Here is a 20,931-nt window from a genome sequence, read left to right as displayed (position 1 = left end):
GATCAAGATTAGGCGATGGCGGCAGTTACTGCTGCGGCATGTCCCGGCTGGGGGGCATCGTACGGTGCGGCTTCAGCATCCGGTCCGGCGTGGCCGATTCCACGCGCGGTGCGGCCTGCAGCGTTGCCACGGCCTGGTCGAGTGTGACGTCGGGTGACTTCGTGATCGCAGTGACCAGCCAGACCCCGCCCGACATCGGCCGTTTGACCACATAGCGCACCGGCCCCTCGATGCCGGCCAGCAGCTTGCCTGCGTCTTCCGACACCACGACTTCGGGCGGCGCGAACTTGACCAGGATGTCGCCGATCGCGCGGTCGTCGGTGATGCTGCCGGGCGGCGGCGCGAACGATTTCGACTCCGAAGCGCAGCCCGACACGGCGGTCACCGCCAGTGCGGCAAAGGTCGCCACGACGATGCGGCGGGGGATCAATGGCAGCTTGCCATGGGTCATCGGTTTCAAACTCCTGTGTAATCCACGGTGTGTCGCGCTTAGCCCGCCGCACGGCGCGGCGGGCGCTTGCCGGCAGGTTCGCGCGGGGCGTTGGCAGCCAGCGCGGCACGGGCACCCTGTGCCAGCATTTCTTCGGCGTGTTGCATGGTGGTGGCAGTGACCGTGGCGCCGCCAAGCATACGCGCCGTTTCCTGGACGCGGCCACCCTCGTCGAGCACCCGGATGCGCGAACGTGTCACCGGGGTGCCCGCCTTGCCCGCTCCCTTGCCGCCGTCCTTGGCTGGTTCCTTGCTCGTTTCCTTGCTGACCAGCAGATGGGTGCCAGCCTGCGCGGCCACCTGCGGCAGGTGGGTGACGCAGAGCACCTGGCGCGAGCGCCCAAGTTCCTGCAGGCGGCGCCCGACCACTTCGGCTACCGCACCGCCGATGCCGGTATCGACCTCGTCGAAGATCAGTGTCGGCGTGGGCGCGGCTTCGCTTGTGATGACCGAGATTGCCAGGCTGATCCGTGCCAGTTCGCCACCCGATGCCACCCGGGCCAGCGGCCGGGCACTGACGCCCGCGTGGCCTGCCACCAGGAACTCGATCTGCTCGAGCCCGTGGCTCTGGCCTTCTTCGAGCGGGTTCAGCGCCACGGCAAACGCGCCGCCCGCCATCGACAGGCCCTGCATTGCATCGGTGACCGCGGCGGACAACGCCTTGGCGGCATCCTTGCGCGCGCCCGACAGGTGCTGCGCCAGCGTCAGGTAGGCGGCGCGTGCCGCGGCTTCGCGGGCCAGCACCTTGTTGATGTCCTGCGCGGCCTGAAGATCCTCCAGCTGCTGGCGCCGCGCCAGCAGTTCGTCGGACAGTTGCTCGGGCGGCAGGCGGTACTTGCGCGCGGTGGCGTGCAGCGCCTGCATGCGCTCCTCCACGGCCTCCAGCCGCTCGGGATCAAGTTCCAGTCGGTCGACGTAGCGGTTCAGCGAGTGCGCGGCCTCCTCGACCTGGACCAAAGCCGGTTCCAGCGCGGCCAGCACATCGCGCAGCGCGGGATCGACATCGGCCAGTTGCTGCAGCCTGTGCACCACGCCGTTGAGCACCGATGTCACTGCGCCGTCAGATTCGGAGAGCGCGTCAAGCGCCGCGCGGCTGCCGTCGATCAGCCCCGCCGCATGCGACAGCCGGTTGTACTCGGCCTGGATCTCTTCCCATTCGCCTGTCTGCGGCGCGAGCTTCTCGAGTTCGCCGACCTGCCATTCGAGCCGTTCGCGTTCAAGCTGCATCTCGCGCGACTGGTGTTCGACGGCCTCGCGCTGCTTGACGCAGGCGCGCCAGACGCGCCAGGCCTCGGCCACCGCGGCGGCCTGCTCGGTCAGCCCCGCGTGGGCGTCGAACAACTGGCGCTGCGCGTCGGGGCGCAGCAGCAACTGATGGGCATGCTGGCCGTGGATGTCGACGAGCTGGTCGCCAACCTCGCGCAATTGCGCCAGCGTTGCGGCCGCGCCATTGATGAAGGCCTTGCTGCGTCCGCTGGCATCGACGGTCCGGCGCAGCAGCACCGTGCCGCCGTCATCGTCTTCCATGTCGCCGGCCAGCTCGCGTTCGGCCAGCCAGGCATCCAGTGCCGCGTGCGTGCCGAACGTGGCGCTGACGCTGGCGCGCGCGGCACCTTCGCGGACCACGCCGGCGTCGGCGCGCTCGCCCAGCACCAGGGCCAGCGCATCGATGAGGATCGACTTGCCCGCGCCGGTTTCACCGGTGAATACGGTAAAGCCGGCCGAGAAGTCGAGGTCGAGCGTGTCGACGATGACGAATTCGCGGATCGAAAGGCTGCGCAGCATCGTGGGTGAAGGACGGGGATTGGGCTGAATGTCTGGGCGTGGGAGCGTCTGAGCGTCGGCCGGTCAGAGCCGATTGTCTTCAGTCGGGTACTCGTGCCAGTGCAGCTTCTTGCGCAGCGTGGCGTAGTAGTTGTAACCCACCGGGTGCAGCAGGCTGATGGTCTTGTCCGAACGGCGCACCACGATGCGGTCGCCGGGCAGCAGCGAAGCCAGCGACTGCATGTCGAAGTTGACGCTGACATCGCGCGCGCTGGCCACTTCGATGGTGACCTCGGCATCGTGCGGCAGCACGATCGGCCGGTTCGACAGCGCATGCGGGGCGATCGGCACCAGCACCAGGCCGGACAGCGTCGGATGCAGGATCGGGCCGCCCGCGGCCAGCGCATAGGCGGTGGAGCCGGTGGGCGTGGATACGATCAGGCCGTCTGAACGCTGGTTGTACATGAAATGGCCGTCGACCGAGACGGCCAGTTCGACCATGCCGGAAATGCCCGAACGGTTCACCACCACGTCGTTGAAGGCCAGCGCGGAGAAAATCACCGCATCGTCGCGGATCACCCGCGATTCCAGCAGCATGCGGGTCTCGGACTCGTACCGGCCGGAGAGCATCTCGGGCAGCGTCGTGGTGACGTCGTCCAGCGGGATGTCGGTCATGAAGCCCAACCGGCCGTGGTTCACGCCGATCACCGGCACATTGCGGCCGGCCAGCTGGCGGGCAAGCCCCAGCAACGTGCCGTCGCCGCCCAGCACCACCGCCACGTCGGCTTCGCGGCCGATTTCGTCGGGCGTCAGCACGGCGTAGCCGGTCAGGCCGGTGGCCATCGCGGTCTCGCGCTCGAACACCACATCCTGCCCGTTACGGGAAATGCAGGATGCGAGCTCTTCCAGCGGACCTTCGATACCGGCGGTCGAATACCGGCCCACCAGGGCAACGGTCTTGAACGGGGGGCGCGGGGCGCCGGTCTTTTGGGGGGCAGACATGCCGGGATTAGAACATACCGGCGTGACCGTTGCCAGCATTGGGCCGGGAGGTGCTCCCGGTGGCGCCGGAACCGCCAAAGTTTGATTAAAATCGGGGCATCATGGACGAGCGTTCAAAAAAGCTTCTCAAAACCCTGATCGAGCGATACATCGCCGAAGGGCAGCCCGTGGGCTCGCGCACCCTGTCGAAGTTTTCGGGTCTCGATCTCTCGCCGGCCACCATTCGCAATGTGATGTCGGACCTCGAGGAGATGGGTTTAATCGCCAGCCCGCATACATCTGCGGGCCGCATTCCCACGCCGCGCGGTTACCGGCTGTTCGTCGACACGATGTTGACGGCACGGCCTCTGGAGCGCGCGCCCGAACTGGCCGCCGAGCTGGCCGACCTGACCGGCCAGATCCAGGGGCAACTGGGCAGCCAGCAGTTCGGGCCGCAGCGGATGATCACGGCGGCGGCACATACGCTTTCGAACCTGTCGCACTTCGCCGGGGTGGTGATGACGCCGCGGCGCGCCCAGTCGTTCCGGCAGGTGGAATTCATGCGGCTGTCGGACAAGCGCATCCTGCTGATCATCGTCAGCCCGGAAGGCGACGTGCAGAACCGCATCATCCAGACCGAACTGGCATATACGCCGGCCCAGCTTATCGAGGCGGCGAACTTCTTCAACTCGCATTACGCGGGCATGAGCTTCGACGCCGTGCGCGCCCATCTGCGGGTGGAACTGCAGGACCTGCGCCGCGACATGTCCGCGCTGATGCAGGCCGCGGTCGAGGCTGGCAGCAGTGCGATGGCCGAAGATAACGAGCAGGTATTCATCTCCGGCGAGCGCAAGCTGCTGGAAGTGGAAGACCTCTCGTCGAGCATGGACAAGCTGCGCCGCCTGTTCGACGTGTTCGAACACAAGACCAGCCTGCTGCAGTTGCTGGATGTATCCAGCCACGCGCAGGGCGTGCAGATCTTCATCGGCGGCGAAAGCCAGCTTGTGCCGATCGAGGACATGGCCGTGATCACGGCGCCGTACGAAGTGGACGGCCAGATCGTCGGCACGCTAGGCGTGATCGGCCCCACGCGGATGGCCTACGAGCGGGTGATTCCGATTGTCGACATCACCGCACGGCTGCTGTCCAGCGCACTCAGCCAGACTTGAGAGCCGCTAACAGAACGATTCTGGCGTCGTTGCGCGGCCTTGGCCAGACCACTTGTACTGTCTGCGGCCGCGCGCCTAGCCAGAACCGCTTCGCTTCGTTCTGTTAGCGGCTCCAAGCCACGAACTATCGATACAGAAGGCGTGTCTGTCCCAAGAGGCCGTTTCACAATAATTCTGGCGGCCGTCGTCTGATTGTCCAGCGTCCCCGGCAGTCCCAACGGAAACCCTATGACGTTTTCGCCTGAACCGGCATACCAGCACGGCCAGCCGCCGCGCACCGCGATCCTGCTGATCAACCTCGGCACCCCCGACGAGCCCACGCCGAAGGCGGTGGGCCGCTATCTGAAGGCGTTCCTGTCCGACCCGCGCGTGGTGGAGATCCCGCGCCTGGCCTGGCTGCCGATACTGCATGGACTGATTCTGCCGTTCCGCTCGCGGGCGTCGGCGATGAAGTACGAGTCGATCTGGCTGCGCGAGGCGCACATGACAGGCTCGCCGCTGTTGGTCTACACCGAACGCCAGGCGCACGCGCTGCAACTGCTGATGCAGAAGCTCGGGCATGACGTGACCGTGGCCTGCGCCATGCGCTATGGCAATCCGTCGATCGAATCTGTCATGGAGGCGCTGCGCCGCCAGGGCACCGAACAGATCCTGTTGCTGCCGCTTTACCCGCAGTTCTCGGGCACGACCACCGCCACCGCGTTCGACGAAGTGTTCCGCGTACTGTCGACGTGGCGCAATCAGCCCGAGATAAGGCTAATCAAGCACTTTCACGACCATCCTGCCTATATCTCGGCCCTGCAGCAGCAGGTGAGCGCCTACTGGGCCCGGAACGGCGTGCCCGACTTTGCTCGCGGCGACAAGCTGATCCTGTCGTTCCACGGCCTGCCGCGCCGCCTGCTGGACCTGGGTGACCCCTATCATTGCGAATGCCTGAAGACGGGCCGCCTGCTCGGCGAAGCGCTGGGCCTGCAGCCGGGCCAGTATCAGGTGACATTCCAGTCGCGTTTCGGCAAGGCAGAGTGGCTGCAGCCCTATACGGCGCCAACGCTCGCTGAACTGGGCAAGGTCGGGACGCAGCGTGTGGACGTGTTCTGCCCCGGTTTCCCCGCCGACTGTATCGAGACACTTGAAGAAATCGCCATGGAGGGGCAGTCTGAGTTCCGCGTGGCGGGTGGCAAGGACTTCCATTTCATCCCATGCCTCAACGATGCCGAGGCATGGATCGCCGGCCTGGCAGACATTGCGCTGCAGCATCTGCAGGGCTGGCCACTGCAGAATCCGCATCCACATGAACTGGAGGCACGGCGCAGCCGCGCGCAGGCCCGCGGTGCGGCGGCCTGAGGCCGCCCGAGGTCACCTGAGGCCGCCCGAGGTCACCTGAGGTCACCCAAGGCGGAAGGGGCCGTAACGGAAAGTAACCATGCAAGTCGATTTCGAACCCGATGCACGCCTGCGCATCGACAAATGGCTGTGGTGCGCGCGATTCTTCAAGACGCGCTCGCTGGCGGCCGAGGCGGTGGAGCGTGGGCGCGTAAGCGTCAATGGACAGCCGTGCAAGAACTCGCGCGAGGTCAAGCCCGGCGATACGGTGGTGCTCGAAGCGCACCAGCAGCGCTGGGAGGTGGTGGTCAAGGGGGTAACGGCGTCACGCGGTCCGGCGCCGGTCGCCCAGACACTCTATGCCGAGACCGCGGAAAGCCAGACGCAGCGCCAGGCAGAGGCGGAGCGGCGCCGCTACCAACACGAGCCGACCGCGCAAATGCAGGGTCGGCCGACCAAGCGGGACCGGCGGCGAATCGATGACTTCAGGGGGTGAAGCGGAGATTGCAACCAGCCGGGGCAGAATGCTCCGGCCGGCACTGTGACGCAGGTTAGCGGACGTACTGGACTAGGTAATGCTTGAATACGGCCTTGCCACTGCCATACTCGGTGTCTCGCGGAGCAACCGTATCGGAAAGGCAGATAAAGGCCGTCATGGCCGAGAGTGCGGCAATCAGGCAGAGGGCGACAACTGGCAGCTTGTGCATGGCGAGCCTTCCGAGGGATGCATCAAAATGATCCACCTCTTGCTCCCGTTACTTTTGACATTTTTTATTAACTGAATCTTAGTGTGTGCGATGCAGCAAAGCAATGACGGCACGATTTCACGGCGCAGCGCTTTGTAACGACGTATTTCTGCGTCTCTGAACCTCCACACTTGAAAAAATCGGGGTCGACACCAAGTGCGGCTAGACTTGCCGGTTTGACACCCGACCTACCCGACGGCCTGCCGCCAGCGCGGGCCGAGTTTTTGATTTGACACGAATCGACATGGAAGAACAGAACCAGACGCCAACTCCCAATACACAGACGGCCGAGGATGCCGCCCGTGCGCAGGCGCCGGAAGCCGGCGACGAGGTGGCCCGCCTGACGCAGCAGGTGGCCGAACTGGAAGCCAAGGCGAAGGAACACTACGACATGTTCCTGCGCGCCACGGCCGAGGGCGAGAACATCCGCCGCCGCTCGCAGGACGAAGTGACCAAGGCGCACAAGTTCGCCATCGAAAGCTTCGCCGACAACCTCGTGCCCGTGATGGACAGCCTGCAGGCTGCGCTGGCCGACGCCACCGGCGACCTTGCCAAGCTGCGCGAAGGCGTGGAACTGACCGCGCGCCAGCTTGCCGCCGCCTTCGAGCGTGGCCGCATCGTCGAACTGAACCCGGTGGGCGAGAAGTTCGACCCGCACCGCCACCAGGCGATCTCGATGGTGCCATCCGAGCAGGATCCGAACACGGTGGTCAATGTGCTGCAACGCGGCTACATGATTGCGGACCGCGTGCTGCGCCCCGCGCTGGTGACCGTTTCGGCGCCGCGCTGATCGGCAGCATTCGAGCATGGCAAGACGCCCGGGCCGTTGGCACCGGGCGTTTTCGTTTTTCAGCGGAGGCGGCTCAAGGCCGGCGGCAGGCCGCTAGCGGGATAGCGCGTAGCCCAATCGGACCTGCCACGGTGTCTTCTGGTTGTAGTTGATCAGGCTTTCGCCGTAGCCGTAGAAGTAGCCAAGCATCAGGTAGCCTGCCGTGCCCGGTACCAGCCGCGCAAGCGGGTAGGTGACCTGTGCATCGACGCTGCCATAGGTCTTCTGCGTGCCCTTGCGCAGCGTGGCGGCGAATTCCCAGGAGTCCGGCCGCCCGTAAGCCAGGTTCAGGTCCATGTAGCCGCGATAGTGTGCGATGTCCTCGTTCTCGCTCTTCTCCAGGTACGCATAGACCTTGGGTGCCACGCGCCAGTGCCAGTCGTTCTGGTCGCCGAAGTACATCGTCGGCTTCACGAACAGCGTGTTGATGCTGCGCGAATCCGTGCCGCCGCGTCCATTGGATTCGTGCTCGAAGCCGGACGCGATCGACAGCCGGCTGATGACACTGTTCTTCACGCCGGTATCGGACAGGTAGTAATACAGACTAGGCCGATAGTTGGTGTCCTCGAACGGCTTCGACGGGCTGTGGAGGTCCCACAGCGAGAACTGCGTGTAGGCGAAATAGAGATTGTCGATAAAGCGCTTCGAGCCGGGGTCCTTGCCCTCGTAGATGCGGAACTTGAAGCTGATCTGGAACTTGGCGTTGGCGCCATCGTGGGCGCCGAACAGGATGTACATCGGGTCGTTGAACGACAGCCGTTGCGCGTCGCGCAGATCGGCTGGCGCCGGAACGGGCGCGCTGGGGCTGGCCGCTGATACTACTGGCGTGACCGGTGGGGCATTGCCGGCAGGGGGTGCCGATGTCGCAGCAGGTGCGGACGCTTTCGGTGCCGCAGGCGCCCCGGCAACCACTGGGGCCGTGACCGTGGCAGGTGTTTCCCCGGGCGCCCGGTTCAGCGTGATCAGCACGGGTGCGGCATCGATGCCGATGATGTCCAGGCGTACCTGTCCGCGCAATCCCTCCGGCCATTCACCGCGATAGTTGATCGTGCGATTTTCTCCGCGCCGCAGGTTCAGGATGGCAGGACCAGTGCCGACGCGCTTGAGCGTCATGCGAGCCGGTGCAGCCAGATCGCCCGAGGCCGTCACGTCGAGGCTTTCGGGCACGGCGTAGCGGCGCAGATCCTGGTCGCCGGTGACCAGCAGCGTCAAAGTCAGCGGGCCGGTGGCGTCGATCACGCGCGGCGGTTGCAGCACGGAAACGGATCCGTGGGCCGCCAGCGGGCAGAGCAGGATGGCCGAACAGGCCAGCACGCTCACCAGCGGGGCAGCCGGATTGCGGCGGGCGGATCGGCCTGGCACGGAACGAGGCATTGGGGGCACTGCGCACCGCACCGGCAGACTATCGACTGCGTTCCGGTGACGCGGACGCGACAAGAGTTGCGATGGCGCAAGCGTATCACGCGCCTCACGCGTGACATGTGACGATTTGTTCGCTAACTGGGATGCTGGGCGCAGCCTGCCGCGGGTCAGCCGGCCGCGCGGCGCATGATGTCGTCGACGTAGGCCTGCCCGTCCGGCGGCATGCCCGTGCGCTGCGCGTTCCAGAGCATCTGGCCGAGTGCTTCCATGATCTGGTGCTGGGCTTCGTGAGGCGAGTCCAGCCTGCGGCTCAGCGCTTCATACGCTGCCCGGATACCCGGCGGCTGATCGATCGATACCTGTTCGGAGATCGACAGATGCATTGCCAGGTGCAGGAACGGATTGGTCTGGCCGCCTTCGGGCGTGTAGTCGCGCGTGAGCGCAACTTCGGTATCGGTCAGCAGGGACTGGTACTCGGGATGCTGGTCGATCCAGTCGACCGCGATCGCTTCAAGCGGCGTGAGGATGTTGCCCGCGACGCGCTTCTGCCAGGCTTCGCAGAAGAACCGGCGGACTTCTTCTCTTGAGGGATTGAACATGATGGCCGCTATTGTAGTGCAGCAGTCGCGGCTGTGTCGGCAGGCGCCTGGAGATCAGTAGAATGCGGGGGCCGTCCACACCTGTTTCCATATTCCGCAAATTTTCTTCCGATGACAGCTTCCGCCACCGGTTCCCTGGGCCACGCCCGCGACAAGCTCGCGGGCGTGCTGCTGATTGCGGTGTCAGCCAGCGCTTTCGGCGCCATGGCCATCTTCGCGCGCTTTGCCTACGCTGCCGGGGCCGATGTCTATGGCCTGCTGGCCGTGCGCTTCCTGCTGGCCGCCATTGCCATGGGCTCGGTGATGCGCACGCGCGGGATCCGCTTGCCGCCGTGGCGCCGCGTGCTGGCGCTGGCCGCGATGGGAGGGATCGGCTACGTCACACAATCGTTCTGCTTCTTCACCGCGCTGAACTACGCGCAGGCCAGCCTGGTGGCGCTGCTGCTGTATCTCTACCCGTTGTTCGTGACGATCCTGGCGGCGGTTTTCCTGAAGGAACGCCTGACAACGCCAGCCGTGATCGCGCTGGTGCTGTGTTCGGTTGGCGCCGGGCTGACCGTGGGCGGCGGGCAGGGCAGCCCGCTGGGTATCGCACTCGGCGTGGCTGCCGCAGTGGTCTACTCGGTCTACATCGTCGTGGGCGCACGCGTGACGGCTGGCGTCAATGCGATCGCGACAACCACGGTCATTTGCACGGCGGCGGCGCTGGTCTACGTGACGCTGGGTATCGTGCGCACAGCCGCGGGCGTGCCTCCGCAGTTTCCATCCAGTGCAGGCGGCTGGCTGGCGCTGCTGGCGATTGCACTGGTCTCCACCGTGCTGGCGATCCTGACGTTCTTTGCCGGCCTGCAGCGGCTTGGCGCCGCCAAGGCGTCGATGCTATCGACACTGGAACCCGTGGTGACCGTGGTGCTTGCTGCTGCACTGCTCGGCGAGCATATCGGCACCACACAGGCTGTCGGCGGCGGCCTGATCCTGGCTGGTGTGCTCTGGCTGACACGCCGTGCCAGCGGATCGCCCCCGGCCGATGCCTCCGACGAACGGAATTGAACGGGTTCGTCAAACCACTTGTGGGCGCACCACGCACGCTTGGGTACAATCGCGCTTTCTTTCATTACAGAAACGGGGAAACGCGCAATGAAGTCCGTTGATCAGGCAGTTCTCGCACAATTGTTCACCGAAGCCCGCACGCATAACGTGTGGCAAGACAAGCATGTGGACGATGCGCTGCTGAAGCAGATCTACGAAGCGATGAAGTTCGGCCCGACCGCTGCCAATAGCTCGCCGGCCCGCATCGTGTTCGTGAAGTCGGCAGCCGAGAAGGCCCGTCTGGTTGAATGCGTGTCGCCCGGCAACGTCGACAAGACGCGCTCGGCGCCGGTGACCGCGATCATCGCGTTCGACCGCAACTTCCACGACCAGCTCCCGAAGCTGTTCCCGCACGCCGACGCCCGCTCGTGGTACGCCGGCAACGACGAGAAGATCGCGCGTGACGCGTTCATGAACAGCTCGCTGCAAGGCGGCTACTTCATCCTGGCCGCGCGTGCGCTGGGCCTGGATTGCGGCCCGATGGGCGGCTTCGATGCCGACAAGGTCAACGCCGCGTTCTTCCCCGATGGCAAGTGGGCCGTCAACTTCCTGGTGAACCTGGGCTACGGCGAAGCCGACAAGCTGTTCCCGCGCGGCCCGCGCCTGACGTTCGACGAAGCCGCCCGCATCGTTTGAATTCGGCTGTACCCAACAAATAAGCGACCCATTGAGGTCGCTTTTTTGTTGGGGAGGCTTCGTGTTTTAGAGGTAATACAGCGAGATTGTGAGAGAGCCATCGAGCGGAATGCCGCTGGTCATGTCCGGCAGCGAAGTCCGGCCGATGATCCCCGTCTGGATGGTCAGCGGCTGGACCACAGTAGTGTAAGCGTAAGGTGTCGCGCCATCTGCTTCCGCCCAGCTGAAATAGCGGAGGCCCGAGATCGAAGACAGCCCGACGGCACGTCCTAGTGTCGATGCCACGGTCCAGGTTCCGGTGGTTCCACCCTGCGCGTAGATTGTTGGCGCGTTGCCACCGTCTGCCGTCGCAGTGTTGCCGAAGTTTACCTGGTAGGCGCCAATATTCGTTCCATTTACGGCGCCGAGCCCCTGATGCACGATGGCGGCCTGGCCCCCAATCAACGCGCTGTTAGCCACAGTACCAGCCCGATTGTCGACGGTGCCTACGGCAAATCGCGTGGGCGCGTCGCAACTGATGGTCAGTGTGGACTGAACGTCCGGGAGTTGCGTGGATGTACTTTCGTTCAGTGTGGACGCAGAAATTGTGCCGTAATCGACAACACCGTTTGAGGATAGTGCGACGTTGCACGCCGATGGTCGAATCGTCCCTGTTACGGCGAGATCAGCGGATTCCGCAGCGAGAGCACCGAATGAGATCCCAGCGATTAGTGTGGCTATAGAAATTCTGTAGGTAGCGTTCATGACGGCCTCGGCTATTTGGTTCAGCTTTGAATAGCTGAAGCTTAGGATTGCGACCGAACGCGAGTAATCGGAGTTTGCTTAAATCGAGTCAGTCCCGCACGTCAAGCCGTCCACTCCGCCACTGGGTTGCAGGCCAGATAGCGTTTCGGCACGGCGATGCCAAGCCGCTCGCGCGCCGCTTCCAGCGGCTCGTTCAACAGCGCGTCGTAGTCTTCGGCCAGCAGCCACTTCGCCCGCTTGCCAAGGCGGTAGCCCTCAAGCACCGCGCGTGCAAAGGCCAGGTTGTGGGTCAGCCGCCAGCTTTTCAGGGCGGCCGCGATGGCGATGAAGGCCCAGCCCTTGCCGCCGGTCTGCGCGTAGCTGAATGCCACCAGCGCGGCTTCTCCAAGGCTTTCGTCGGCGCGGTAGCTGGTCAGCACGTGCCAGATGTCGTGGATATCGCGCGTACGCCGGCCGAACCACATGAACGCGTCCTCGACCACTGGCTCCTGGTTCAGGTTCGAGACCTTGGCCAGTCCGTCCGCGCTATAGCCGGTCTTCTCGAGAAAGGCGCGGTACGTGGCACCGACCGTTCCCGGCGCAAAGCTGGCGATATATGCAGGATCGCAGAGCCGCTCGGCCAGTTCGTCGCGCCGGTAGGCAAGACGCCGGCCTTCGGGCGTACTGAGCAGGCGGGCGTAGTTTTTCGGCATTGACGGGCCATTGAGTGCCCGCATGATGCGGAATACCTGCTCAGTGTCGTGGCCGTCCGCCAGCAGTTTGCGGATGGCGTCGAAAGCCGTGGGAAGGTCCCGCTTGTAGGGGTTGTAACCGGTCGAAGTGGCCATCGTTGGGCTCCTTGGTCGGACGATCGGGTCAGGCGGTCACGGGCGTGCGCAGTCGCATCGCCGCGTTGCGCACGAAATCCACACTGGTATCGACTGCGGTAACCGGCAGCATATGCCCTCCGGTGACCAATGTCAGCCTGGCGCCGGGCGCCTTGGCCACAAAAGCCTCGCCATTCGCCTTGTAGTCGAGGATGCGGTCCTCGCGGCCAAACAGGATGCTGATCGGCATCGCCAGCTTTGCATAGTGTGGCAGCAGCGGCGGCAGGCTTGGCGCGGCGCCAAGCAGGTCTTCGGATGCGCCCAGGAAATGGCTGGGCCGCATCGCCAGCAGGCCGCCTCCGCGCGTGGCGAAGTCATCGGGCACGGGGTCGGGGCCGAAGACGAGATCCATCACCTGTTCGCGATTCTTGATCGACATCGGAATCAGCAGCGTCCACGCCAGCAGCCGTCGCAAAGCGCGCGGCAGCGTCATGGCCTGGAACACCGGCGAAATGTGCTCGGGCGGGTGCGTCAGCGGGGCGATCAGGGCCAGGCCGCCCACGCGCTCGGGGTGGTGGATCGCCAATGACAGTGCAATCGCGCCGCCGAGCGAGTGGCCTACCACCAGCGGCTTGTCCAGGCCGAGCTTGTCGATCAGCGCGGCCAGCGTGTTGGCCTGGGCCGGCAGGTCGGCGGCGGCGCCAGGCTCGCGCGTCGAGTAACCCGCGGCGGGCCGGTCTATCGCCACCACGCGGAAGTTGCGCGCCAGCGGCTCGATCATGCCGTAGTCGAAATTGCCGAGCTGGCCGGACAGGCCGTGCACCAGCAGTACGGCAGGGCCCTGGCCGCGTTCGACGACATGCAGCTGCGCGCCGGGGACATCGACAAAACGACCGGCCGGCGGCATTGCGGTTTCAATCTTCCGGTTCGTGCGCCACGTGAACAGGAACAGGGCGATGCCAAGCAGCGCCAGCAGCGCGACGACGGCAATGACTACCGTGAGCAGGGCGTTCATGGCTGCACCTCGGCCATCGTGTCTTCCTGCGGCAGGTCCGCGGCGCGCGGTTTGTCGAACTGCAGCACGCCGTCGGCAATGCGTCCGTGTCGAATGGTCAGCATATCCATGATGTAGTTCTGGTAGACGCGCCATGGCCGGCGGTCGCCCTGGCGGGGCAGCACGCCGGCGGCCCGTTGCACGTAGCCAGAGGAGAAGTCGAGGAATGGCATGGTCTGCACCGAAGGGTCGACGTGCGGCACGGCAAAGCGGTATGCGTGTCGATCCATGTAGCGCAGCAGCCGGCAGACGTACTCGGCGGTCAGGTCCGCCTTGAGCGTCCACGAGGCATTGGTGTAGCCGAAGGCCAGCACGAGGTTGGGCACGTCGTTGAGCATCATGCCCTTGTAGGCCATCAGTTCGGCCGGGCGACGCGGCTGGCCGTCCACGGTGACGGCAATATCGCCAAGCATGTTCAGCTTCAGGCCGGTGGCCACCACCACGACATCGGCCGGCAGCGTCTTGCCGGAGGTCAGCACGATGCCGTCCTCGGTGAAGCGTTCGATGGTGTCGGTGACGATCGATGCGCGCCCGTCACGCAGTTCGCGGAACAGATCGCCATCGGGCACCAGGCAGACGCGCTGGTCCCATGGTTTGTAGCGCGGCGTGAAATGGGTCCCGACGTCATAGCCGGGCGTGAGTTGCGCGGCCGCCATGTCGATCATCCGCGCCTTGACCTTCTCGGGCCTGCGACGCGCAAGCTGGAAAAAGAACATGCCGAGCAGCACGTTCTTCCAGCGTGTTGCCGCATAGGCCAACCGTTCCGGCAGCATGCGCCGCAGCTTGTGGGCGATGGCGTCCTGGCCGGGACGCGTGACGATGTAGGTCGGCGAACGCTGCAGCATCGTCACATGGGCCGCGCTTTCCGCCATCGCCGGTACCAGCGTCACAGCGGTGGCGCCACTGCCGATCACCACCACGCGCTTGCCGGTGTAATCGAGCGATGGGTCCCAGAACTGCGGGTGCACCATGCGGCCCCGGAAGGTTTCCTCGCCGGGGAATGTCGGGCGATGGCCTTCGGCGTAGCTGTAGTAGCCGGCGCAGACATAGAGCAAACGTGCGCGCAGGCGCACGCGGCTGGCGTCGGCGGTGCGCTCGGCTTCAATCGTCCAGCAGGCCGTGGTGGTGTCCCAGGCCGCGCTGACGACCTTGTGGCCGTAGCGAATGTGCTGCGGGATGTCCGCTTCCTCGGCGGTCTCGCGGATGTACGACAGGATCGACGGGCCGTCTGCAATCGCCTTGGCGCCCCGCCATGGCTTGAACCGATACCCGAGCGTGTACATGTCCGAATCCGAGCGGATGCCCGGGTAACGGAACAGGTCCCACGTGCCGCCCATGGCCTCCCGGGCCTCCAGGATCACATAGCGTTTGCCGGGACAGCGCTGCTGCAACTGTCTGGCGGCGCCAATGCCGGACAGGCCGGCGCCTACGATCAGGACATCAAGGACTGCGTCATCGGAAGTGGGGGCGGTCATGACGGGAAGCCGGTTGAGTTGCGTTTCTGACAACATAGATTGTCAGAAGCAATCTGACAATAGGGAATGTCATAATGGCGCGCATGACTACCGAGCTTTCCCCCGCGCGCCGCTACCGTGGCGCCGAAGCCGACGAGCGGCGCGCCCAGCGCCGCGGCCAGCTTATTGCCGCTGCCGTGCAGGTCTACGGCGAGCGTGGCTACCAGAGCGCCACGGTCAAGGCCGTGTGCGAGGCAGCCGGCCTGACCGAGCGCTATTTCTACGAGTCATTCGCCAACAGCGAGGCGCTGCTGCTGGCATCGTTTGAAACGGTTACGGACCTGTTGCTGCAGAAGATCGAACTGGCAGGGGAGGAAGCCGGCGGCGATGGCGAGCACCGGGCGATGGCCATGCTGCGCACCTATTTCGGGACGCTGCAGTGCGAGCCGCGCTCCGCGCGCGTCTTCCTGGTGGAGATTCGCGGCGTCAGCAAGCTGGTGGATGAGGCGCTAGGGCAGTCGTTGCGCGATTTCGGCGGACTGCTGGCGCGTGTGCTGCTGCCTGAGGGCGAGGAGCCCGATCCGATGCTGCTGGCCGGCGTGGCGGGCGGCATCATTCATGTGGCGCTGTACTGGATTCGGCATGGCTATGCGCCCGATGTCGATACGGTTGCCGCGACGGCGCTGCAGCTTGCGTTGGTGCTGAAGCGCTCGCCGGCGGCCTAGCCAGTTCTAGCCAGTTGGGGCGCTACGGCTTTGGAGCCGGCGTCTTTTCCTTGAATTCGCACAGCGGCTCGATCGCGCAGTGCCAGCACTCGGGCTTGCGCGCCTTGCATACATAGCGCCCGTGCAGGATCAGCCAGTGGTGCGCATCGTGCAGGAATTCCTTCGGCACCACCTTCAGCAGCTTCTGTTCGACGGCATCGGGGTTCTTTCCCGGAGCCAGGCCCGTGCGGTTCGATACGCGGAAGATGTGCGTATCCACGGCAATGGTCGGGTGGCCGAACGCGACATTCAGCACTACGTTCGCAGTCTTGCGGCCCACGCCGGGCAGGGCCTCCAGCGCCTCGCGCACGGGCGGCACCTTGCCGCCATGCCGCTCCACCAGGATGCGGCAGGTCTCCATCACATGCTTGGCCTTGGTCTTGTAGAGACCAATCGTCTTGATGTACTCGATCAAGCCTGCTTCGCCCAGCCTCAGGATCTGCTCCGGCGTATGCGCGACCGGGAACAGCAGGCGGGTGGCCTTGTTGACGCCGACGTCGGTGGCCTGCGCGGACAGCAGTACCGCAATCAGCAACTCGAACGGCGAGCTGTATTCGAGTTCCGTGGTCGGAGTCGGATTGACCTCACGCAGGGTTTCGAAGATCGCGCGGCACTTGGCGGAGTTCATGTCGAAGGATCGTTGTTGTCGTTCTCGTCGTCTTCAGCCTTGCCCGGCGTGAGGCCCAGCCGGGCGCGGCGCGCTTCGGCCGCATCGATCTGCGCCTGTACGGCAGGAGATACGTCCTCGGTGTTGCGCGGCTTGGCGGCGGCCTGCTTCTGGCGCGCGCGTTCGATCGCGGCCTGGATGATGGCTTTCTTGCGTGCCTGGGCTTCCTGCTCCGCCACTGATGCCGCGGATTCCGCCTGCAGCGCCGCGAGCTTGGCTGCGGCCTTGGCCGCAAGCCGTGCATCGTTCTCCTCGCGCTCACGCACCAGTCGAATGCCACGTGCCGCGTAGCGGCGATGGGCAGCGTCCGCCTGATCTTGCGACCACGCGGCCCAGCCTGTCTTGTCGCCAGTGACCGGGATCATGTCGATGCAATCGACCGGGCAGGGCGCCACGCAGAGGTCGCAGCCGGTGCACAAGTCGGGCAGCACGGTATGCATCTGCTTGGGCGCGCCGGCGATGGCATCGACAGGGCAGGCCTGGATGCACAACGTGCAGCCGATGCAGAGCGATTCATCGATACGGGCCACCGCGCGGGGCTGTTCCACGCCACGTTCGGGATCGAGCGGCTGCGGTGTGACGCCGAGCACGGATGACAGCCGCACGATGCCCTCGGCACCGCCCGGCGGGCAGCGGTTGCTTGCGGCTTCGCCTCGTGCCATGGCTTCGGCGTAAGGGCGGCAGCCATTGAACCCGCACTTGGTGCACTGGGTTTGCGGCAGCAGGGCTTCAAGGCGATCCGCCAGGCTGGCGGCGTCGCTGTCGACGGCTCGGGGGGTGGTAGTCACGACTGCGAAACGAATTTCAGGGGACGACTGGAATGATGCACGCCTCTGGCGGGCGCGTGCGCGGCAAGGATTATCCCCGATTTCATCCCGGGCCAGAAAAAGCGATGATGCGGTGCATCACCCGTTCGGGGAGGAGCGGGGGTGAAGACTAATTGCTGTGTGCCATAATCCGCGCCACTCACAGACTGGGAATTCATGTCAACCGAGCCAAGAACCAAGCGGGATCCTGAAGGCACGCGCCGACGCATCCTGGCCGCCGCCACGGAGGAGTTTGCCAAGGGCGGACTGGCCGGCGCGCGTGTCGACCAGATTGCCCGCCGTGCCGAGACCAACGAGCGCATGCTGTATTACTACTACGGCAGCAAGGAAGGCCTGTTCCTGGCGGTGCTTGAAAAACAGTATGCGGAGTTTCGCGCGGACGAATCGCAACTGCATATCACCGACGAGGATCCGGTTGCGGCGGTACGAACGCTGGCGCGCTTTGTCTGGGACTGGTACTACCAGCATCCGGAGTTCATTCGCCTGGTCAACAGCGAGAACCTGCACGAGGCGCGGCACCTGAAGAAATCGGCGCAATTGCACCAGCTCGTCAATCCGGTGGTCGATGTGCTGGCCGACATCATCAAGCGCGGCCAGAAGCAGGGCGTGTTCCGCGACAACATCGACGTGCCGCAGGTCTACCTGACGATCTCTGCGCTGGGCTACTACGTGCTGTCGAACCGCTATACGATCAGCGCCGTAATCGGCCGCGACGTGGCTTCCGAAGAAGAGCACGCGCGCTTTGCCGATCTGCATATGGACATGCTGCTGTCATACCTGACCCGGCGCTGACCCGGCGCTGATCCGCCGCTGAGCAGTCCGGCAATCCATCAAACGAAAACGCCCGCGAGGTCATCGCGGGCGTTTTTGCTTTTTGCCGTGCCGTACCGGGTCAGGCCCTGTACTTGCGGATGAAGTCGCGCAGTTCCGGGTAGATGTCCTCGCGCCAGCGGCGGCCCGAGAAAATCCCGTAGTGGCCGCACTTGGCCGCATTCAGGTGCTGCTTGCGGGTTTTCGGGATGCCCGCGCACAGCTCATGCGCGGCGGCGGTCTGGCCGGCGCCGGAGATATCGTCCAGTTCGCCCTCGACCGTCAGCAGTGCGGTGCCCTTGATGTCCTGCGGCCGCACCGGCGCGCCGTCGATTTCCCAGGTGCCGTTGGCCAGGCGGAACTCCTGGAAGACTTCGCGGATCGTGTCGAGGTAGTACTCGGCCGACATGTCGAGGACGGCGTTGTACTCGTCATAGAACTGGACGTGTGCGTCGGCGTCGTCGGCGTCGCCCTGGATCAGGCTCAGGTAGTAGTCGTAGTGCGATGACAGGTGGCGGTCCGGGTTCATCGCCACAAAGCCGGCGTGCTGCAGGAAGCCCGGATAGACGCGGCGGCCGTGGCCCGGGTAGTTGGCCGGCACCGTGTAGATGACGTTGTTCTCGAACCACTCGTAGGACTTGTTGGTGGCCAGCGAATTGACTGAGGTGGGGCTCTTCCGCGCGTCAATCGGGCCGCCCATCATCGTCATCGTGCGCGGCGTCTTTTCGCCGGCCGATGCCATCAGCGAAATCGCGGCGAGCACCGGCACGGTCGGCTGGCACACCGAGATCACATGCAGGTTTTCAGCGCCAATGTGACGAATGAACTCCTGGATGTAATAGATGTAGTCGGACAGATGGAAATTGCCGTGATCCAAGGGGACCATGCGCGCATCTACCCAGTCGGTCACGTAGACCTTGTGATCCTGCAGCAACGTGCGCACGGTGTCGCGCAGCAGCGTGGCGTGGTGGCCGGACAGCGGCGCGCAGACCAGCACCACCGGCTCATCCTTGAGCAGCTTGATGGTCTCGGGATCGTCCGCGTAGCGCTTGAAGCGCACGAGCTTGCAGAACGGCTTGTCGAGGATGGTTTGTTCGACGATCGGGATGTCGCGGCCATTCGAACGGACGGATTTGATGTCAAATGCCGGCTTCTCGTATTCCTTGCCCAGCCGGTACAGCAGTTCGTAGCCTGCTGCCAGCCTCGGTGCACCGGGAACCAGCGAGAGGGGGCTGAGGGGATTCGTAAATGTCTTGGCGGTCGCCTGGGCCCACGCGGTGAGCGGGTTCAGCATCGAACGCTGGAATTCATGCAGTTGATAAAGCATGCTGGTACCTGTCTGCCTTTCTGGTTGCGTGCGATTGTTGCGAACGATTATGCATGCAATCGAACGATCGTGCTTTGCAACATATGCCAATACGTTAAGCCTGCAAGCGCGGAAGACAATAGGGTATTTGGCCTAATTCCCGGTGACATTGTCTGACAAACATGAAAAAAGGCGACCGGAGTGGCCTCCAGGTCGCCTTTTTGCGGCGGGTGTTGCATTTTCTGCATCCCGCCGATTGTCATCAGTGCTTCTTAGTAGACGGCGGCGATCGCGTTGACCACGGCGTCGATGTTGCGGCTGTTCAACGCGGCCACGCAGATGCGGCCGGTGCCCACGGCGTAGATGCCGTGCTCGTTGCGCAGGCGGTCAACCTGGGCCGAGGTCAGGCCCGAGTACGAGAACATGCCGCGCTGGGCCTTCACGAACGAGAAGTCACCCGGCACGCCCTTGGCGGCCAGCTTGTCCACCAGCGCATTGCGCATCAGCTTGATACGGTCGCGCATCTCGCCCAGTTCCTGCTCCCACATGGCGCGCAGTTCCGGGCTGTTCAGCACGGTGGCCACCACGGTGCCGCCATGGGTCGGCGGGTTCGAGTAGTTCGTGCGGATCACACGCTTGATCTGCGACATCACGCGCTGGGCTTCGTCCTTGCCCGTGGTCACGATCGACAGGGCGCCAACGCGCTCGCCGTACAGCGAGAAGCTCTTCGAGAACGAGCTGGACACGAAGAACGGCAGGCCCGACTCGGCGAACATGCGCACGGCGGCGCCGTCCGGGTCGATGCCGTCGGCAAAGCCCTGGTAGGCCATGTCCAGGAACGGGATCAGGTTGCGTTCCTTGACCAGTTCCACCACCTGCTTCCACTGGGCGTCGTTCAGGTCCACGCCGGTCGGGTTGTGGCAGCAGGCGTGCAGCACGACGATCGTGTTGGCCGGGTACGACTTCAGCGATTCCACCATGCCGGCGAAGTTCAGGCCGTGGCTGGCGGCGTCGTAGTAGGCATAGTTGATCACCGGGAAGCCGGCGGCTTCGAACAGCGCGCGGTGGTTTTCCCAGCTCGGGTCGCTGATGGCGACCGAGGCGTTCGGGTACAGGCGCTTCAGGAAGTCGGCGCCGATCTTCAGGGCACCGGTACCGCCGAGTGCTTGAGCCGTCACCACACGACCTTCGGTGATCAGGGCCGATTCCTTGCCGAACAGCAGCGTCTGCACGGCCTGGTCATAGGCGGCGATGCCCTCGATGGGCAGGTAACCGCGCGGGGTGGCCGTGGTCAGGCGGGCCTTTTCGGCCTCCTGCACGGCGCGCAGCAGCGGAATTTTCCCTTCGTCGGTGAAGTACACGCCAACGCCCAGGTTCACCTTGGTGGCGCGGGTATCGGCATTGAACGCTTCATTCAGGCCCAGGATCGGGTCGCGCGGGGCCATCTCGACGGCAGAAAACAAACTCATTTGAGATCTCGTGGTCAGCTGTGTAACAAAACGGAGGGCGTAG

The 20,931-nt window shown here is 64.7% G+C and carries 22 protein-coding genes; 8 read left to right on the top strand and 14 right to left on the bottom strand.

Going from position 1 to position 20,931, the window contains the following annotated elements; all coding sequences use genetic code 11:
- Window positions 1–25: 25 nt before the first annotated feature.
- The 3 genes from B552_RS0108575 to B552_RS0108565 all read right to left on the bottom strand — a co-directional run bounded on the left by B552_RS0108575 (window position 26) and on the right by B552_RS0108565 (window position 3,255).
- On the bottom strand, window positions 26–451 hold the full coding sequence (locus B552_RS0108575) for a hypothetical protein (protein ID WP_019448593.1): 426 nt from the start codon (window positions 449–451) through the stop codon (window positions 26–28).
- Window positions 452–489: 38 nt separating this feature from the next.
- Window positions 490–2,274: a DNA repair protein RecN gene (recN, locus tag B552_RS0108570; protein WP_019448592.1), complete on the bottom strand. Its 1,785-nt coding sequence runs from the start codon at window positions 2,272–2,274 to the stop codon at window positions 490–492.
- A gap of 63 nt (window positions 2,275–2,337) precedes the next feature.
- A complete protein-coding gene (locus tag B552_RS0108565) occupies window positions 2,338–3,255 on the bottom strand; it encodes an NAD kinase (protein ID WP_019448591.1) in 918 nt (305 codons plus the stop codon).
- A gap of 101 nt (window positions 3,256–3,356) precedes the next feature.
- Between B552_RS0108565 and hrcA the strand changes: the two genes are divergently transcribed.
- From hrcA to B552_RS0108550, 3 genes are all read left to right on the top strand, one after another.
- Entirely contained in the window at window positions 3,357–4,403 is a 1,047-nt protein-coding gene (gene hrcA, locus B552_RS0108560) for a heat-inducible transcriptional repressor HrcA (RefSeq protein WP_019448590.1), read from the top strand.
- 228 nt (window positions 4,404–4,631) lie between these two features.
- Window positions 4,632–5,747 (top strand): ferrochelatase, encoded by a 1,116-nt coding sequence (gene hemH / locus B552_RS0108555; protein WP_019448589.1) that lies wholly within the window; start codon window positions 4,632–4,634, stop codon window positions 5,745–5,747.
- Between the two features lie 79 nt (window positions 5,748–5,826).
- A complete protein-coding gene (locus tag B552_RS0108550) occupies window positions 5,827–6,222 on the top strand; it encodes an RNA-binding S4 domain-containing protein (protein WP_019448588.1) in 396 nt (131 codons plus the stop codon).
- A 55-nt stretch (window positions 6,223–6,277) separates the two neighbouring features.
- On the opposite strand, the gene B552_RS28350 is transcribed toward B552_RS0108550, so the two are convergent.
- Entirely contained in the window at window positions 6,278–6,433 is a 156-nt protein-coding gene (locus tag B552_RS28350) for a hypothetical protein (RefSeq protein ID WP_026035459.1), read from the bottom strand.
- A gap of 283 nt (window positions 6,434–6,716) precedes the next feature.
- Between B552_RS28350 and grpE the strand changes: the two genes are divergently transcribed.
- On the top strand, window positions 6,717–7,262 hold the full coding sequence (gene grpE / locus B552_RS0108540; protein ID WP_019448586.1) for a nucleotide exchange factor GrpE: 546 nt from the start codon (window positions 6,717–6,719) through the stop codon (window positions 7,260–7,262).
- A 93-nt stretch (window positions 7,263–7,355) separates the two neighbouring features.
- Here the strand turns inward: grpE and B552_RS0108535 are convergent, their stop codons facing one another.
- Together B552_RS0108535 and B552_RS0108530 are read right to left on the bottom strand one after the other, a co-directional pair.
- A complete protein-coding gene (locus B552_RS0108535) occupies window positions 7,356–8,675 on the bottom strand; it encodes a phospholipase A (RefSeq protein WP_019448585.1) in 1,320 nt (439 codons plus the stop codon).
- Window positions 8,676–8,830: 155 nt separating this feature from the next.
- A complete protein-coding gene (locus B552_RS0108530) occupies window positions 8,831–9,262 on the bottom strand; it encodes a DUF1841 family protein (protein WP_019448584.1) in 432 nt (143 codons plus the stop codon).
- 111 nt (window positions 9,263–9,373) lie between these two features.
- On the opposite strand from B552_RS0108530, the gene B552_RS0108525 reads away from it, so the two are divergent.
- Both B552_RS0108525 and B552_RS0108520 read left to right on the top strand, forming a co-directional pair.
- Window positions 9,374–10,312, top strand: a complete 939-nt coding sequence (locus B552_RS0108525) for a DMT family transporter (protein WP_019448583.1) — start codon at window positions 9,374–9,376, stop codon at window positions 10,310–10,312.
- Window positions 10,313–10,399: 87 nt separating this feature from the next.
- A complete protein-coding gene (locus B552_RS0108520; RefSeq protein ID WP_019448582.1) occupies window positions 10,400–10,987 on the top strand; it encodes a malonic semialdehyde reductase in 588 nt (195 codons plus the stop codon).
- A gap of 66 nt (window positions 10,988–11,053) precedes the next feature.
- Here B552_RS0108520 and B552_RS28345 read toward each other — a convergent pair whose 3' ends face one another.
- The 4 genes from B552_RS28345 to B552_RS0108500 all read right to left on the bottom strand — a co-directional run bounded on the left by B552_RS28345 (window position 11,054) and on the right by B552_RS0108500 (window position 15,066).
- A complete protein-coding gene (locus B552_RS28345) occupies window positions 11,054–11,731 on the bottom strand; it encodes a DUF1120 domain-containing protein (protein ID WP_083860260.1) in 678 nt (225 codons plus the stop codon).
- Window positions 11,732–11,832: 101 nt separating this feature from the next.
- Complete coding sequence (locus tag B552_RS0108510) at window positions 11,833–12,558, bottom strand: Coq4 family protein (protein ID WP_019448580.1); 726 nt, start codon at window positions 12,556–12,558, stop codon at window positions 11,833–11,835.
- Window positions 12,559–12,586: 28 nt separating this feature from the next.
- Window positions 12,587–13,552, bottom strand: coding sequence for an alpha/beta fold hydrolase (locus B552_RS0108505; protein WP_019448579.1), 966 nt, complete (start codon window positions 13,550–13,552; stop codon window positions 12,587–12,589).
- The gene (locus tag B552_RS0108500; protein ID WP_019448578.1) at window positions 13,549–15,066 is read right to left on the bottom strand and encodes an NAD(P)/FAD-dependent oxidoreductase; all 1,518 of its coding nucleotides are present in this window, start codon (window positions 15,064–15,066) and stop codon (window positions 13,549–13,551) included. Before B552_RS0108500 ends, B552_RS0108505 begins: the two co-directional genes overlap by 4 nt.
- Window positions 15,067–15,140: 74 nt before the next feature.
- On the opposite strand from B552_RS0108500, the gene B552_RS0108495 reads away from it, so the two are divergent.
- The gene (locus B552_RS0108495) at window positions 15,141–15,770 is read left to right on the top strand and encodes a TetR/AcrR family transcriptional regulator (protein ID WP_019448577.1); all 630 of its coding nucleotides are present in this window, start codon (window positions 15,141–15,143) and stop codon (window positions 15,768–15,770) included.
- A 22-nt stretch (window positions 15,771–15,792) separates the two neighbouring features.
- On the opposite strand, the gene nth is transcribed toward B552_RS0108495, so the two are convergent.
- Both nth and rsxB read right to left on the bottom strand, forming a co-directional pair.
- Window positions 15,793–16,437, bottom strand: coding sequence for an endonuclease III (nth, locus tag B552_RS0108490; RefSeq protein ID WP_019448576.1), 645 nt, complete (start codon window positions 16,435–16,437; stop codon window positions 15,793–15,795).
- Window positions 16,434–17,264, bottom strand: a complete 831-nt coding sequence (gene rsxB / locus B552_RS0108485; protein ID WP_019448575.1) for an electron transport complex subunit RsxB — start codon at window positions 17,262–17,264, stop codon at window positions 16,434–16,436. Before rsxB ends, nth begins: the two co-directional genes overlap by 4 nt.
- A 195-nt stretch (window positions 17,265–17,459) precedes the next feature.
- On the opposite strand from rsxB, the gene B552_RS0108480 reads away from it, so the two are divergent.
- On the top strand, window positions 17,460–18,095 hold the full coding sequence (locus B552_RS0108480; protein ID WP_019448574.1) for a TetR family transcriptional regulator: 636 nt from the start codon (window positions 17,460–17,462) through the stop codon (window positions 18,093–18,095).
- A 100-nt stretch (window positions 18,096–18,195) separates the two neighbouring features.
- Here the strand turns inward: B552_RS0108480 and phaZ are convergent, their stop codons facing one another.
- Together phaZ and B552_RS0108470 are read right to left on the bottom strand one after the other, a co-directional pair.
- On the bottom strand, window positions 18,196–19,440 hold the full coding sequence (phaZ, locus tag B552_RS0108475; protein WP_019448573.1) for a polyhydroxyalkanoate depolymerase: 1,245 nt from the start codon (window positions 19,438–19,440) through the stop codon (window positions 18,196–18,198).
- Window positions 19,441–19,691: 251 nt separating this feature from the next.
- Window positions 19,692–20,888 (bottom strand): amino acid aminotransferase, encoded by a 1,197-nt coding sequence (locus tag B552_RS0108470; RefSeq protein ID WP_019448572.1) that lies wholly within the window; start codon window positions 20,886–20,888, stop codon window positions 19,692–19,694.
- Window positions 20,889–20,931: the final 43 nt, after the last annotated feature.

This window comes from Cupriavidus sp. BIS7 (assembly GCF_000292345.1).
GTDB lineage: Bacteria > Pseudomonadota > Gammaproteobacteria > Burkholderiales > Burkholderiaceae > Cupriavidus.
Note: the sequence above shows the minus strand (reverse complement) of the source record. Positions and strands in the feature narration are given on the sequence as shown.

Coding starts and splice junctions, on each gene's coding strand:
- B552_RS0108575 (WP_019448593.1), bottom strand. CDS start 451: ATGACCCATGGCAAGCTGCCATTGATCCCCCGCCGCATCGTCGTGGCG.
- recN (WP_019448592.1), bottom strand. CDS start 2,274: ATGCTGCGCAGCCTTTCGATCCGCGAATTCGTCATCGTCGACACGCTC.
- B552_RS0108565 (WP_019448591.1), bottom strand. CDS start 3,255: ATGTCTGCCCCCCAAAAGACCGGCGCCCCGCGCCCCCCGTTCAAGACC.
- hrcA (WP_019448590.1), top strand. CDS start 3,357: ATGGACGAGCGTTCAAAAAAGCTTCTCAAAACCCTGATCGAGCGATAC.
- hemH (WP_019448589.1), top strand. CDS start 4,632: ATGACGTTTTCGCCTGAACCGGCATACCAGCACGGCCAGCCGCCGCGC.
- B552_RS0108550 (WP_019448588.1), top strand. CDS start 5,827: ATGCAAGTCGATTTCGAACCCGATGCACGCCTGCGCATCGACAAATGG.
- B552_RS28350 (WP_026035459.1), bottom strand. CDS start 6,433: ATGCACAAGCTGCCAGTTGTCGCCCTCTGCCTGATTGCCGCACTCTCG.
- grpE (WP_019448586.1), top strand. CDS start 6,717: ATGGAAGAACAGAACCAGACGCCAACTCCCAATACACAGACGGCCGAG.
- B552_RS0108535 (WP_019448585.1), bottom strand. CDS start 8,675: ATGCCTCGTTCCGTGCCAGGCCGATCCGCCCGCCGCAATCCGGCTGCC.
- B552_RS0108530 (WP_019448584.1), bottom strand. CDS start 9,262: ATGTTCAATCCCTCAAGAGAAGAAGTCCGCCGGTTCTTCTGCGAAGCC.
- B552_RS0108525 (WP_019448583.1), top strand. CDS start 9,374: ATGACAGCTTCCGCCACCGGTTCCCTGGGCCACGCCCGCGACAAGCTC.
- B552_RS0108520 (WP_019448582.1), top strand. CDS start 10,400: ATGAAGTCCGTTGATCAGGCAGTTCTCGCACAATTGTTCACCGAAGCC.
- B552_RS28345 (WP_083860260.1), bottom strand. CDS start 11,731: ATGAACGCTACCTACAGAATTTCTATAGCCACACTAATCGCTGGGATC.
- B552_RS0108510 (WP_019448580.1), bottom strand. CDS start 12,558: ATGGCCACTTCGACCGGTTACAACCCCTACAAGCGGGACCTTCCCACG.
- B552_RS0108505 (WP_019448579.1), bottom strand. CDS start 13,552: ATGAACGCCCTGCTCACGGTAGTCATTGCCGTCGTCGCGCTGCTGGCG.
- B552_RS0108500 (WP_019448578.1), bottom strand. CDS start 15,066: ATGACCGCCCCCACTTCCGATGACGCAGTCCTTGATGTCCTGATCGTA.
- B552_RS0108495 (WP_019448577.1), top strand. CDS start 15,141: ATGGCGCGCATGACTACCGAGCTTTCCCCCGCGCGCCGCTACCGTGGC.
- nth (WP_019448576.1), bottom strand. CDS start 16,437: ATGAACTCCGCCAAGTGCCGCGCGATCTTCGAAACCCTGCGTGAGGTC.
- B552_RS0108480 (WP_019448574.1), top strand. CDS start 17,460: ATGTCAACCGAGCCAAGAACCAAGCGGGATCCTGAAGGCACGCGCCGA.
- phaZ (WP_019448573.1), bottom strand. CDS start 19,440: ATGCTTTATCAACTGCATGAATTCCAGCGTTCGATGCTGAACCCGCTC.
- B552_RS0108470 (WP_019448572.1), bottom strand. CDS start 20,888: ATGAGTTTGTTTTCTGCCGTCGAGATGGCCCCGCGCGACCCGATCCTG.